This is a genomic window from Niallia sp. RD1 (assembly GCF_024219955.1).
GTDB lineage: Bacteria > Bacillota > Bacilli > Bacillales > Cytobacillaceae > Niallia > Niallia alba.
Window position 1 is genome coordinate 4626687 of the sequence record NZ_CP100420.1, and the last position, 13236, is coordinate 4639922.

13 protein-coding genes are annotated in these 13236 nt (G+C 34.8%); 2 read left to right on the top strand and 11 right to left on the bottom strand.

Annotation, left to right across the window (positions count from 1 at the left end):
* Positions 1-6: 6 nt before the first annotated feature.
* The 11 genes from rpsA to NKG37_RS22380 all read right to left on the bottom strand — a co-directional run bounded on the left by rpsA (position 7) and on the right by NKG37_RS22380 (position 12419).
* A complete protein-coding gene (gene rpsA / locus NKG37_RS22330) occupies positions 7-1146 on the bottom strand; it encodes a 30S ribosomal protein S1 (protein WP_016203025.1) in 1140 nt (379 codons plus the stop codon).
* 190 nt (positions 1147-1336) lie between these two features.
* On the bottom strand, positions 1337-2014 hold the full coding sequence (gene cmk / locus NKG37_RS22335) for a (d)CMP kinase (protein WP_169188781.1): 678 nt from the start codon (positions 2012-2014) through the stop codon (positions 1337-1339).
* A gap of 270 nt (positions 2015-2284) precedes the next feature.
* A complete protein-coding gene (locus NKG37_RS22340; RefSeq protein ID WP_169188782.1) occupies positions 2285-2458 on the bottom strand; it encodes a DUF5359 family protein in 174 nt (57 codons plus the stop codon).
* Positions 2459-2573: 115 nt separating this feature from the next.
* Entirely contained in the window at positions 2574-3245 is a 672-nt protein-coding gene (locus NKG37_RS22345) for a flagellar brake protein (protein WP_169188783.1), read from the bottom strand.
* A 455-nt stretch (positions 3246-3700) separates the two neighbouring features.
* Complete coding sequence (gene ypeB / locus NKG37_RS22350; protein ID WP_169188784.1) at positions 3701-5047, bottom strand: germination protein YpeB; 1347 nt, start codon at positions 5045-5047, stop codon at positions 3701-3703.
* 12 nt (positions 5048-5059) lie between these two features.
* Positions 5060-6046: a spore cortex-lytic enzyme gene (gene sleB, locus NKG37_RS22355; RefSeq protein ID WP_169189694.1), complete on the bottom strand. Its 987-nt coding sequence runs from the start codon at positions 6044-6046 to the stop codon at positions 5060-5062.
* Between the two features lie 248 nt (positions 6047-6294).
* Complete coding sequence (gene prsW / locus NKG37_RS22360) at positions 6295-6963, bottom strand: glutamic-type intramembrane protease PrsW (protein WP_016203142.1); 669 nt, start codon at positions 6961-6963, stop codon at positions 6295-6297.
* A gap of 36 nt (positions 6964-6999) precedes the next feature.
* Positions 7000-7968: a YpdA family putative bacillithiol disulfide reductase gene (locus NKG37_RS22365; RefSeq protein WP_016203143.1), complete on the bottom strand. Its 969-nt coding sequence runs from the start codon at positions 7966-7968 to the stop codon at positions 7000-7002.
* An 864-nt stretch (positions 7969-8832) separates the two neighbouring features.
* The gene (locus NKG37_RS22370) at positions 8833-10110 is read right to left on the bottom strand and encodes a Glu/Leu/Phe/Val family dehydrogenase (protein WP_254415353.1); all 1278 of its coding nucleotides are present in this window, start codon (positions 10108-10110) and stop codon (positions 8833-8835) included.
* Positions 10111-10891: 781 nt separating this feature from the next.
* Positions 10892-11473: an adaptor protein MecA gene (locus tag NKG37_RS22375; protein ID WP_169188786.1), complete on the bottom strand. Its 582-nt coding sequence runs from the start codon at positions 11471-11473 to the stop codon at positions 10892-10894.
* A gap of 157 nt (positions 11474-11630) precedes the next feature.
* Positions 11631-12419, bottom strand: a complete 789-nt coding sequence (locus NKG37_RS22380) for a metallophosphoesterase (protein ID WP_254415354.1) — start codon at positions 12417-12419, stop codon at positions 11631-11633.
* Between the two features lie 295 nt (positions 12420-12714).
* Here NKG37_RS22380 and NKG37_RS22385 point away from each other — a divergent pair, with 295 nt between their 5' ends.
* Entirely contained in the window at positions 12715-12930 is a 216-nt protein-coding gene (locus NKG37_RS22385; protein WP_016203148.1) for a spore coat associated protein CotJA, read from the top strand.
* A 14-nt stretch (positions 12931-12944) separates the two neighbouring features.
* Complete coding sequence (locus tag NKG37_RS22390; RefSeq protein WP_016203149.1) at positions 12945-13205, top strand: spore coat protein CotJB; 261 nt, start codon at positions 12945-12947, stop codon at positions 13203-13205.
* Positions 13206-13236 lie beyond the last annotated feature (31 nt).

The window sequence follows — 13236 nt, forward strand, 5'->3', positions numbered from 1 at the left end:
AAATGATTAGTTTTTCAATTTCTTCAATTGTTCCCCAATCATATCACCTAATTGGAATCCTTTTGACTCTTCTGGAAGCTCATAAACTTCTTCCTCGTCTACTTCTTTTTCTGTTAGTTCTTTAATGCTTAAAGAAAGACGCTGTTCCGCTTCATTTACATCTAATACTTTTACTTGGACTTCTTGCCCCTCTTTCAACACTTCATGAGGTGTTCCAATATGCTTATGTGCAATTTGGGATATATGAACAAGTCCTTCGACACCTGGGAACACTTCAACAAACGCACCATAGGAAACAATACGTTTGACTGTTCCATCTAGTACACTACCTTTTTCTGCACGTTCTGCAATGTTCGCCCAAGGTCCAGGTTGTGTTTCTTTAATAGATAAAGATATGCGATCATTATTACGGTCTACACTTAACACCTTTACTTTTACTTCTTGCCCTTCTTGAACGACATCTGTTGGACTAGAAATGTGATCATATGACAATTGAGAAATATGGACTAATCCATCAATGCCCCCTAAATCAACAAATGCACCAAAATCCGTGATTCTTTGAACAGTTCCTGTTAGGGTTTGTCCAACTTCTATTGAGTCTAGGAGATTTTGCTTTTGTTTGCTTTTCTCTTCCTCTACAACGGCACGATGGGATAAAATAAGACGACTTTTATCTTTCTCCAATTCCACAATTTTAAAAGAAATTGTTTTACCCTTGTAATCAGAAAAATCTTCTACATAATGAGCTTCTACTAAGGAGGCAGGTACAAAGCCTCTTACACCAAGATCAACAACAAGTCCGCCTTTTACAACGTCTTTTACTTCTGCTTCAAAAACTTCGCCTGCTTTAAATTTCTCTTCAAGTTGATCCCAAGCTTTTTCTGCATCAACTTTTCTTTTGGATAAAACAAGAGCATCTTCTTCTACTTTTATCACTTCTAATTCAAGCTGATCCCCTTCTGAAACAACATCACTTGCCTTTTCAATGTGCAAGCTAGATAATTCACTTATTGGTATAATCCCATCGAGTTTACTGTCCGTAATTGCAACAATTACCTGTTTTTCTTCCACCTTCGTGATCTGACCATTTACTACGTCTCCAACAGTATAATTATTTACAACTACATCATTTAATTCCTCAGACATATGTACTCCTCCTTCGACTCTATGCTGCATGCACTCTCTTTCGAAAATGAACATGCAGCTTAAAATAAATTAATCATGCATACGATTTTTATAATCCTTCTCTTTAAAGTTCTTACAAACTTGTTTTTTTGTCAAGTAAGAACTACTAGACTAGTTTATAAGATTACCTGAAGCTTGCATATGTTAAAGATCAATTACTAATTTTTTCTCGTGTTAGCTCCATGATTTTTTCAACTACATCATTTATAGATAGTGAAGTCGTATCCATTTCAATTGCATCATCCGCCTTCTTTAACGGAGCAATTTCACGCTCTGAATCTAATTTATCCCGGGCAGCAATTTCTTGTTTCAATTGTTCTAAATCGGATTCATAACCTTTTAGTACATTCTCTTTATGTCTTCTAATTGCTCTTTCATCTACAGAAGCTAAAAGAAATATTTTTACTTCAGCGGCTGGAATCACATGGGTACCAATATCCCTACCATCCATTACCACACCACCGTTTACTGCAAACATTTGTTGTCTTCTTACCATTTCTTCCCTAACAAGTTTATGCTTGGAAACGATAGAAACCGAGTTCGTCACTTCACTTGAACGAACTTCCTTTGTAACATCTTTGTTATCTAGAAAAATTAATTGACCTTGTTCACCTGGGAACAATTCAATAACTGTTTCATTTAACATATTTATTAAACTTTTTTCATCTTCTAAATTTAAGTTATGGTTTATTGCTTTATAGGTTAAAGCCCTATACATCGCTCCTGTATCAATATAAATGTATCCTAATTGTTCGGCAACAATCTTTGCAACAGTACTTTTCCCTGCTGCTGCTGGTCCATCTATTGCAATGCTAATTTTCTTTTCCATAATTCCTCCTGAACTACTGGCTCAATTATACCAATTCTCTTATAATATTCACTCTACACTATTAATGCCTCCTAAAGTATAGTAGGCAATTATTATGCTTGTAGCATTTTTACATCCAAACATGATTTTTAATGTGGAGTACAAGCCTAGCCCTTATTTTTAAATGGCTTACTTATCTTTTATTTTACCATAATCTCTAGACTTTTTTATTAAAAATATCATCTCTTTTATGTATCTCTTCTATATGACAACAAAAAATAAACATCGCTATTATCTTCCGAATGTCTCGAGAAAGGAAATAAAATTAGAATCCATAACACCTTCATATTGAGTGATTGTTCTTATTTCCGGGATAAAATCCCACTGATGAAGCATTTGACCAACTATAAAAAAAACGATTTGAAACATGATAATCTTCATTATAATTCTTTCCACCGTTTTCACTTTACGCAACTCCTTTTTGCTTTCCAAAAAGCTTTCATATACTTAAAAACTTAGCTATTTTGCTTTTTCGTTTTTAGTTTATATGACTAGTATCGGAGTATTCATAAGCCTTTATTCAGATTTCAATCCCTTTCTTTTTCAAGGAAAGTTGACGGTCAAAGCTAAACCTTAACATTGATTGGCGATCCGCAGGATCAACTTCTAAAAATTCAATCGTCATTTTATTGCTATGTTCATTATAATCAAAGATTTTTTTGCTTTCTGCCATCAAATGCAAATAATTATACTCTCCATTTTGTAAAGGCAGAACTAATGAAACTTTTAATTTACTATTTTCCTGTAATCTTATATGCTTAGGCACAATAACAGCAGCCCCACCAGCACTAAAATCTAAAGAAACGGTTGTAAATGGTTCAAATTGACCGTCCTTCTCATATGGATGGATTGCGATATCAACACTCGTTTCAATTCTTACAAATTGTCTACGCTGAATTTTAACCATTTGATTTTCTGCAGGCAATGAAAGAATAAGCATTGGTACATTATTATCCTTTTTCCTTCCAATCACTTCGGAATGAAATAAATAAGCAATCCCTTCACTTGTCACAAAATTAACCCTCAATTGAGCACCATTCATAAGAAAAAGTAGTTTATTTGTTACAAGATGAATAGGATACTCTATGTATATCGATTTTTCTGCTATTCCTAATACACGACTTTTATATTGGTCACCGTTTGATTCCCCATGAATCGGTTCAATAATTAATGTATCTCCAATAAAAATCACTTTTTCTCACACTTTCTTTTTAACGGTATGAATACCTTAAGATTTTTTATCCATAATGTATTTATGTTTATATAAATACAACTTCCATCAGTGGGCTTTTTCCTTCCCCTTCCCTGCTGGCTAATTGCGTTTATCGGACGTTTACGGGAGCTAGCTTCCTCGATTCGATTCTCCTCAGCTTGCGGTTGAGTCTCACTCCTCTTTAAGAAATGAGTAAATTATCACAATCACTTGATAAACCGATATCTTAATAATAGTCATTAAGACTCATTATTTTTATACCTATAACAAAATACCTATATTTAAGTATCATTATTGCATGAATGTTTTATATTTGGCAATACTACCCATTCAGAAAGTATAACTTCTATCCATGCAGGTCTTTCCACTTGATTTGAAGGATAAAAAAACTGCCAACATTCTCGTATTAGAGTATGTCGACAGCTATTTTTTCTTTAAACTACTTCTTCATAAACTGGTTCAGCATTCTTTAATTTCTCTACCTTTTCCTCGATTCCATTATCGGCATTAATATAAATCCGATAGGTATCTTCCCCTAATGTTCCAATAAATTCATAACATAAAACTTCTTCATTCAGATCATTTAGGATTATTGCTAAACCATCATCCATAATATCTACCTGTTTGTTGATTTTCTTTAATGCTTCCTCTTTAGAAATCGCTGGATCTTTGATTTCTCTTTCTGTATTTGCCATCAAGTAATCTTCTGCAGCAAACCCAATAACATTTCCATTATCTAGGGCCACTTTCATTTTAATACTATCTGGATAAATTTTTACTCCATCAATCTCGGTAACAAAATTAAACACACCCATATTTTCATATTGCATACTCTCAAATAGTGCTAAGTTTTTAAAATCATGATCTTTTAAAAACTTAACTGCTTGATTATTCGCTTCATTAAGGCTTATCTTATCTTCTTTTACTTCTCGGGATACGATGGACCAGATAGGATATCCTCCTTTTTTGGTGATATCCATGCTTGCTTCTACATCTGTTCCCTCTTCTTTTAATGTAACACTATAAAAGCCATAATTTGATCCTTTTCCATTTTCCGTGATTTTCACTTCAACTGGATTTTTAAATTCCGCAAATTCTTTCGCAATTTCTTCTGCTTCTTTTTCTGATATTGTCTTTCCTTTTAAGTTTTTGAAGTTCTCATCTTTCTTTTCCATATTTACACTTGTAACGCCAAAGCTCGTTTCCTGATATCCTTTTACTTTATCTTCCACTGTTTTCAAACCGTCAATAATGGTATTATCTAATTGCTTATCTGTTGCCAATGCCATTTCAACATCCATCCAACGGAGATTGTTTTCCAGCACTAAATGCTGAACATTGCGTAATTCGTCTTGGATATCTGCAGCTTCTTTGTACAATTTCTTTAACGTTTTATACTCATCTTCCGATAATGGCTCTTTATTTAAGTCTCTCACCGCTGTCCGATAACTAAAATCACCAATGTTCGCTAAAAATTCCTCTGTTTTATTAAACGGGAGCAGTGTCAATGGTAGTTGACCTACATCTGAATGTGCTTCTGAAGTAATTCGCCATACTTCTGCCAACGCAGGAGATAGGGATTCCTGTGAATTCATTGCTAAAGTTGTACCAATCTGATCATGTAGCAAATCTACTTGATACGTTAAATCATGGAAAGCCCTTTGATAGTTATTCTCTGCGTTTAATAAAACTGCATTTTTCTCTTTGTGCTCCTGATAGCCCCAAAAGGCTACCCCTGCGATCCCGAGTGTTAATACTCCTATTAATATTCCTCTTAACATCGTCTCACCCCACTATTTACAGAATATATGCTTACCTATTTGTTTAATTTGTGGTCGACCCCAAATCCATCCGCTTGTTGCGGTATCCGGATTAAAATAATACAAAGCATGTCCAGTAGGATCCCATCCATTAATAGCATCTAATACTGCTTCTTTTGCCCTTTCATTTGGAGTTAACCAAATTTGTCCGTCAGCAACAGCAGTGAATGCGCGTGGTTCAAAAATAACCCCTGAAACCGTATTTGGAAATGTTGGACTGTTAACTCGGTTGAGAATAACTGCTGCAACAGCTACTTGACCTACATATGGCTCTCCTCTTGCTTCACCATATACTGCATTTGCCATCAATTGAATATCATTTTGCGAGAACCCATTCGGAACATTTGCTGCAGTTACTTTTTTCCCAGTTGTGTTTTCGCCGCCATTCGTATTGGCAGTATTTTGCGGTGCAGGAGTGTTATTATTATTTGTTCCTGTCTGACCAGATTTGTTTTCTGTTGCGTTTTTTGGTTTTGCTGCATTATTTGTTTGCTTTTGTGCAGCACCATTTTGATTTTTCTTTTTTTGCGCAGTAGTATTTGGTTTTTTTACTTTGTTATTCGTTTGTTTTTTTGCTTGATTTTGTGTTGTTCCTTTTTTAGGAGAAGGAGTCTTTTGTTTATTTAAATCAACCCCTCCATAATGGGAGAACTTTTTCCCACGATTTATTTGTTCTTTTACAAATTGCTCATTGTATTTAGTTGCGCGAGCTAACTTTTCTTTCGTTTTCGCGCCAGCTAAACCATCAATCGGCAATCCAAATTCATATTGAAAGTGCCTTAATGCCCAATAGGTTTGCCAACCAAATACACCATCAATTTTCCCATTATAAAATCCTACATATTGTAGTCTAGCTTGTAATTCAATAACGTCATCCCCTACTGCTCCATGCTGAATAACTTGATCGGAAAAAGCATGTACTTTTTGTTCATGTAAAGGAACAGCTAGTAATCCTGTCATAACAAAAAAGATGATCGCTATTTTTGTGAGTAAAAACTTTTTATTCATGCTTATTACCCCCATAACTAATTACTATTAACATTAACTGTATTTTTTGTAGCAATTGGTTTTTTATACAAAAAAAAAAGTAGAGGGATGTACTCCACTCTACTTTCTTACATACTATATGCTTCACAATCCTATTCCAAAGAGGATTGTGAAACTTCCTTTTACCAGATGGTAAATATTACCCTTTAGCCTTTTTAACGTTAAGTTCCTGTCATTTTTTGAATAGGTTCATTACTTAGTTCTCTTGCGCTTTTTACTTTTCTAAGGCCTAACCACCATAAATAAAACATAAATGGGGTAATCAAGATCAGCCAATTTTTCTCTAAAGATACAATATAATCATACACAGCGTGAAGCAGAAAAGGAACAAGCAGGGAATAAACAAGCCATTTCCCTCTAGGCACAATAAATTTACCCTTTCCAAAATAATAACCCATTATAACCCCAAAAAGGGCATGACTTGATACAGGAAGCAAAGCTCTTCCAATCGCATACTCCAGTCCATTTGCCACTAAATATAGAATATTTTCCATGGTTGCAAACCCTAATGACACTGCAACGCCATATACTATTCCATCATAAGGCTCATCAAAATCAGCATGCTTTACTGCCGTATAAAAAAGAATAAACCATTTAAAAAATTCTTCTAATAAACTGGTTGTAAGTAGAGCACTCCAAATCCCTTCTGGAATGACATTCTCTGCTTGAAAAACGTATTGAATAAACATGATTGGAAAAACAAGAAGTGCACCTGTTATAAAAGACCGCATGACAAGCGATATTGGCTCGGAATCGTATTGGTCTTTTAAATAGAAATAGCTTAACAATGCTAAACCAGGTGCTATTCCGGCTGAAAAAATCGCCAACATTTCATTTCCCCTTTTCCCCTGTTTCTGAGTGTTCGACTATCTAGTTTTTTCTAGAATAGCATTCGCAATTTGCACACCATGAAACCTTCCATTTTCAATAAAGATTTCATTTGCGTTATTTCCTGCTGCAATTACCCCAGCAATAAATATACCATTCACATTTGTTTCCATTGTTTCTGGATCAAACACAGGTCTCCCCGTTTCCTTTTCGATTTCCACTCCCATTTTTTTCAGAAATTCGTGATCAGGATGATATCCTGTCATCGCAAACACAAAATCATTTTTAATTTCATGAAGCTTTCCATTTACTTCATATAAAAGAGAGGTTTCTTTTATTTCTACAACACTTGCTTGGAATTCCATTTTAATAGTTCCTTTTCGCACTAAGGACTCAAATTCTGGTAAAATCCAAGGCTTGATACTAGAAGAATATTCGCTGCCCCTGTATAAAACCGTTACTCTTGCTCCGGCTTTCACAAGTTCAATCGCAGCATCCACGCTTGAATTTTTCCCGCCGATTACTGTTACATCATGGTTAAAATAAGGATGTGCTTCTTTAAAATAATGCATTACCTTAGCCGATTCTTCGCCCGGAATATTCATATAGTTCGGATGATCATAATAACCAGTTGCAACAATAATATATGGAGCTAAGTATTCGGACTTTTTCGTTTTTACAATAAAATCCTGTTCCTCTGTTTTTTGTACTTCTATTACTTCTTCATATGCATTTATACGAAGTTCTTTTCTTTTTACTACTTCTCGATAATAAACGAGCGCTTGATTGCGATTAGGCTTATATTGTTCTGTTAAGAAAGCGACATCGCCAATTTCTAATTTTTCACTTGTACTGAAAAATGTCTGATGTGTAGGATAACCATGTATCGCATTTACGACATTTCCTTTTTCAATAATTAGTGGATTTATATTTATTTCCTTTAAAGCGATCGCTGCTGCAAGACCGCATGGACCTGCACCAATGATAATTGCTTGTTCTCTTTTCAAAACCGTTCACTCCTAACCTTTTACAAAAAACGGGATTACTTCCCCTTTAAACCTTTAACAAAATGATAAAGTGAAACTTCCATCAGTGGGGGTTTTCCTTCATCCTCCACTGATGGTTAGTTGAACCAATCGGACCTTTACGGACAGTTGATCTCCCACCTATCTTCCTTGTATTCTCATATGCTTGAGGGGGGGAGTCTTACTGTCCGTTAAGAGTGGGATAAATAAGATTAACGTTTTCCCCAAAAAGCTCCAAAATAAAAAAGAGGCTGGGACAAAACTAGATAGCCAATCTGTAAAGACGAACAATCTCTAATTTATCTCTTAAATAAAGGTTCCTTTTATACAATGGTTATTTATGTTTTTAAATATAGTCAAGTGTAAAAACTAATTCGTTCCATTGCGCTACAGAAACTCGCTTTCCGCGGGGAGCAACCTAAGCCTCCTCGGCTAAAGCCTGTGGGGTCTTAGGTTTTGCTCTACTTCCCGCAGGAGTCGAGTGTCTTCCGCTCCATTCCACTCTGTTTTTAAAGGCAATTCCCTAAAAAATATTGTTTTTTTAGAAAAAATGAATTAGTAGGAAATATGGAGCAGCCTGAATACACGTAGACTCCTATGGGAGCTGCGAGAAAGTCCGAGACCCTGCAGGCCAGAGGCCGAAGCGGCTCGGCGCTCGCCCCATGGAAAGCGAAGTGTATTCAGGCTGCGGATATTAACACTAACTGTACTGAAACAGCCTTTTATAAAACTAATAAAACCCGAACAATCATTTAGGATTATTTGATAGTTGTTCGGTTTTATCTATGACTGGAATACTTATGTCCCAGCCTCTTTTTATAAAATCAGCAATAGGTTTAGTCAAATTTATATCCAACCGCGGAATCTAGATGCTTCCGCCATTTTTCTAACTCCCACCATATATGCTGCTAGTCTCATATCGACACGACGTATTTCAGCAGTATCATAAATATTTTTAAATGATTTGCTCATTACTTTTTCTAATCTTTCTTCCACTTCTTCTTCTGTCCAGTAGTATCCTTGATTATTTTGAACCCATTCGAAATAAGAAACAGTTACCCCGCCAGCTGAAGCTAATACATCTGGAACTAATAAAATTCCTCTTTCTGTTAAAATACGAGTAGCTTCTAATGTTGTCGGTCCATTAGCAGCTTCCACAACAATGCTTGCTTTAATATTCGGCGCATTTTGTTCTGTTATTTGGTTTTCAATTGCTGCTGGAACCAAGATATCGCAATCTAATTCTAATAATTCTTTATTCGAAATGGTATTGTTAAATAAGTTTGTAACAGTACCAAAGCTGTCTCTTCTATCCAATAAATAATCTATATCTAACCCTTCAGGATCATGCAATGCTCCATACGCATCAGAAATTCCAATTATCTTTGCACCCGCATCATACATGAATTTTGCTAGAAAACTCCCTGCATTTCCAAATCCTTGGACAACTACTCGTGCTCCTTCAATGGAAATGCCTCTTCTTTTTGCTGCTTCGCGAATACAAATGGTTACACCTTTTGCAGTAGCTGTTTCTCGTCCTTGTGAACCACCTAATACAAGTGGCTTACCTGTTATAAAACCTGGAGAGTTAAATTCATCAATTCGGCTATACTCGTCCATCATCCATGCCATTATCTGCGAATTAGTAAAAACATCTGGAGCAGGAATATCTTTTGTTGGGCCAACGATCTGACTAATTGCTCGTACATAGCCTCTACTTAATCTTTCTAATTCTCTAAAAGACATATCACGAGGATCACAAATAATTCCTCCTTTTCCGCCACCATAAGGAAGGTCGACAATGCCACATTTTAAACTCATCCAGATAGAGAGTGCTTTCACTTCTGTTTCGGTAACATTAGGATGAAAACGAATACCACCCTTTGTTGGACCAACTGCATCATTATGTTGAGCACGGTAGCCTGTGAAGATTTTTACAGTTCCATCATCCATTCTCACAGGAATTTTAACTGTCATCATTCGAATCGGCTCTTTTAATAATTCATAAACTTCATCTGAATAACCAAGTTTGTTTAAAGCCTTATGAATTACTGTTTGTGTTGATTTCAAAACATCGTGTTGCTCTTCTACATGATTCTTCTCATTAGATTTTTTGGCTACCATTAATAAATCCTCCTAAAAAACTACTAATTTATAAACCGTAGTTCTTCTTTATAAGAATAATTATTTAGCATTTTTAATAAAGTGAAACTTCTATCAGTTGGGGTTTTCCTTCTTCCCCCACTGATGATTAGTTGAACCAATCGGACCTTTACGGACAGTTGATCTCCCACCTCTCTTCCTCGTATTCTCATAAACTTGAGGAGGGAGTCTTACTGTCCGTTAAGAGTGGGATAAATGGAAAACATAATTTTAGGTTTTATAGCTAATTCAAAGCATAGTATACACCTTTACCTGCAAGATGCAAGCAAAATTATACAATTGAAATAACATAATTATTCAGGAACTTGTTAGTTTCACTATCATCTTACGATTATTCGTTACGGCAGGTCTACAAATATCATTTTTTCACTGTGGATAACTGTTTTTTATTCCTTACTTTAATATCAGTATATTCAATTAAACGATTCTTTGTCCTACCTCACCCTCATTTAATTATCATCAATTCATTAGTCTCTAAAACTTATTTCCTTATACGATAAAAATAATTGTTGCTAAACAAAAAAGATGAAAGAAGGGGAATAATCTTATGTATCTTCCCTATTTCATTTTAACACTTTCAACAAGTTTTACCAATCATCAAGTTTTAAATTTTTATGTATTAAAGTTCTTTTAAACACATAAAAAAGATAGACAATTCCAATAAACTGCTGAAGTTTCCATATCTCGTGTCTCCGAGAACAACTTCAAAAAAATGGAATCATTCTATCTACTTTATGGAGGATTAAAAATAATGCACCAATGTCTCCAATGCATTCTCTTTTTTTATTATATTTCCATATTCTTCAATGATGTATATGCTCTTTAAACTTACTTCTCCATACTCGCTTAGGATGGCAATAATTTGTTCCTCTTTAAACGAAGAAATATCAACAAAGCATAAATAATACATTCCATTAAAATGATATAAAGAACCGCCATAAAAGGCATTTTGCACTAACTGCTTTGCGGCATTTATTACATCTTCTATATCCTTAAACTCATATAATATATCCACTGTTTCTTCTACTGTTACTTGCATCTCTAAGAAACCTTCAGATAATAATTCTTCCGTATCCAATTCACTTTCACTTATTGTTAAAATCATAACCATGCCTTGAGCTTTCATTGAAAATATCTCAACAGCTACCGATCCGTGTATCTCCATGTCAAATAAATCATTGGCTTCTTCAAGCATTTCATGAAAAAAATACTGCCACTTTATCGAGTCTTTCCATATATCTTCCTTTGTCAATCCACGTTCATACAAATCATCGGTGGTCAGATGGATTTTAATTCTGTTGCTATTTAATCTCTCCAAACGCATGACTACGCCTCCTGCCTGCTCCTTGAAAAAACTCTTACTGCAGTTTATGAAAGGAAGGAGTAATCGGTGAGTAATATTCCAAAGTGGTTCAGGCTTTGCTTGAAAAGCCAATATTTCGCTAAGAACGGTTGATTGTACTTACTACAAACATCTTAATTCATTCATCATTTTGTTTATGTTTAATACTTATAATATGTGTTTCTGGCTTTGCTCCTAATCTTAACGGAATACTAGTTGTTCCATACCCATTACTAACAAATACAGTCGTATTTTCAATTACTTTTGCTCCACCTAATTCATATGGTCCGAAACCAAATATTCGTATTTGCCCTCCATGAGTATGCCCGCTTAATATGAGGGGAATCTGTTCTACCTCATTCATTTTTTCTATTATTTTCGGATTATGGCTCACTAAGAGTTTAAAATCATTGGCATTTGTTTGCTCTAACGCTTTTTCTAAATCATCATGCTCTAAAGAATAATCTTCAATCCCAATTAAGGACCAACTTTCTCCTTTATCTGATCGGAAAGAAACTGCTTTATTATCCAATAAGATAATGTCCTCTTCTTTCAATAAAGTTTCTAAAACATCTCGTTCAATTTCGTAATCATTATTCCCCCAAACAAAATAAACAGGACCAATTTTTTTTAACTTCCGTAGATTCTCCCGGGTTTTTTCCAACTTTACACCCTTTTCTAAAAGATCTCCACCTATTATGACAATCTCCGCAACATTGATTGCTTCATCAATGATGGTATCATCAACAGTTCTTCGATGAATATCTGAAATAAAGAAAAGGGTAATTTCTCGGATTGAAGATGGAAAGTTTGGAAAATAAAAAATCTCATATTTTACATTATTCTCATTTGCAATTTTTCTCATATATATTAATAAAGCCACCCCTAAAAAAACAAGTAAAATGAAAGTAACAAGTAAGAATATCATAAAGTCCCCCTAAAATTCCTCTTTTTTCATTGAATGATTCTTATATTTTAATACACCTTCTACATGAATTACCATTTTTAAGAAAAATCTTCTCCCCTTTATATACCACTGTTTAAGTTCTTTTATTACGATTGCTGAATATTTATCGGCAAAATATAAAGTTGCCCGCTTTTTTTACCTTTTAAATGTTTTTTACTAAAACAACAAGGGTAGTTGAAGCTTTTTTAAAAGCAAGCATGGAAATAAAAATTTTATCATAGGATGTATAGTAAACCCCAGAAAAGGAGGGAATTCTATGCCGTCATTCTACAAAGAATATCACCCTTATATCAGCCCATTTGATCCTTGTCCACCAATAAAAACAAAAGTATATTCAACCCCGCCGAATTTATACTTAGGTTTTCAGCCACCACATCTTCCTCAGTTTAGTCCAATGGAAGCATTAAAAGCAGGAACCTTATGGAAAACATTTTACGATCCTTACTACGGTCCTAACGAAAAAAAGAGCTAAGGGAGTGATATTGAATGAAGCAGCTTCCACCGGAATACTATCAATTATTAGAACAACTCCAAGCAATCGATTTTGTACTAGTTGAACTCACCTTATACTTAGATACCCACCATTATGATCAAGATGCCATTAATCAATTTAATCATTATGTGAAAGAACGTGAAAAGTTCAAAAAATTATATGAAAGTAACTATGGTCCTTTATTGCAATATGGAAACAGCCCATCTGGTTCGCCATGGGATTGGGATTCTGCCCCTTGGCCTTGGCAAGTATGATGTCAAAAATTTAATTTTGCGATAAAGGAGA

What these genes read in the sequence shown, in the direction of transcription:
- prsW (WP_016203142.1), bottom strand. Translation starts at nt 6,963, where the DNA reads ATGTTGGCGATTTTTTCAGCCGGAATAGCACCTGGTTTAGCATTGTTA.
- NKG37_RS22370 (WP_254415353.1), bottom strand. Translation starts at nt 10,110, where the DNA reads ATGGTAGCCAAAAAATCTAATGAGAAGAATCATGTAGAAGAGCAACAC.
- NKG37_RS22390 (WP_016203149.1), top strand. Translation starts at nt 12,945, where the DNA reads ATGAAGCAGCTTCCACCGGAATACTATCAATTATTAGAACAACTCCAA.
- rpsA (WP_016203025.1), bottom strand. Translation starts at nt 1,146, where the DNA reads ATGTCTGAGGAATTAAATGATGTAGTTGTAAATAATTATACTGTTGGA.
- NKG37_RS22380 (WP_254415354.1), bottom strand. Translation starts at nt 12,419, where the DNA reads ATGATATTCTTACTTGTTACTTTCATTTTACTTGTTTTTTTAGGGGTG.
- NKG37_RS22375 (WP_169188786.1), bottom strand. Translation starts at nt 11,473, where the DNA reads ATGCGTTTGGAGAGATTAAATAGCAACAGAATTAAAATCCATCTGACC.
- cmk (WP_169188781.1), bottom strand. Translation starts at nt 2,014, where the DNA reads ATGGAAAAGAAAATTAGCATTGCAATAGATGGACCAGCAGCAGCAGGG.
- ypeB (WP_169188784.1), bottom strand. Translation starts at nt 5,047, where the DNA reads ATGTTAAGAGGAATATTAATAGGAGTATTAACACTCGGGATCGCAGGG.
- NKG37_RS22385 (WP_016203148.1), top strand. Translation starts at nt 12,715, where the DNA reads ATGCCGTCATTCTACAAAGAATATCACCCTTATATCAGCCCATTTGAT.
- sleB (WP_169189694.1), bottom strand. Translation starts at nt 6,046, where the DNA reads ATGACAGGATTACTAGCTGTTCCTTTACATGAACAAAAAGTACATGCT.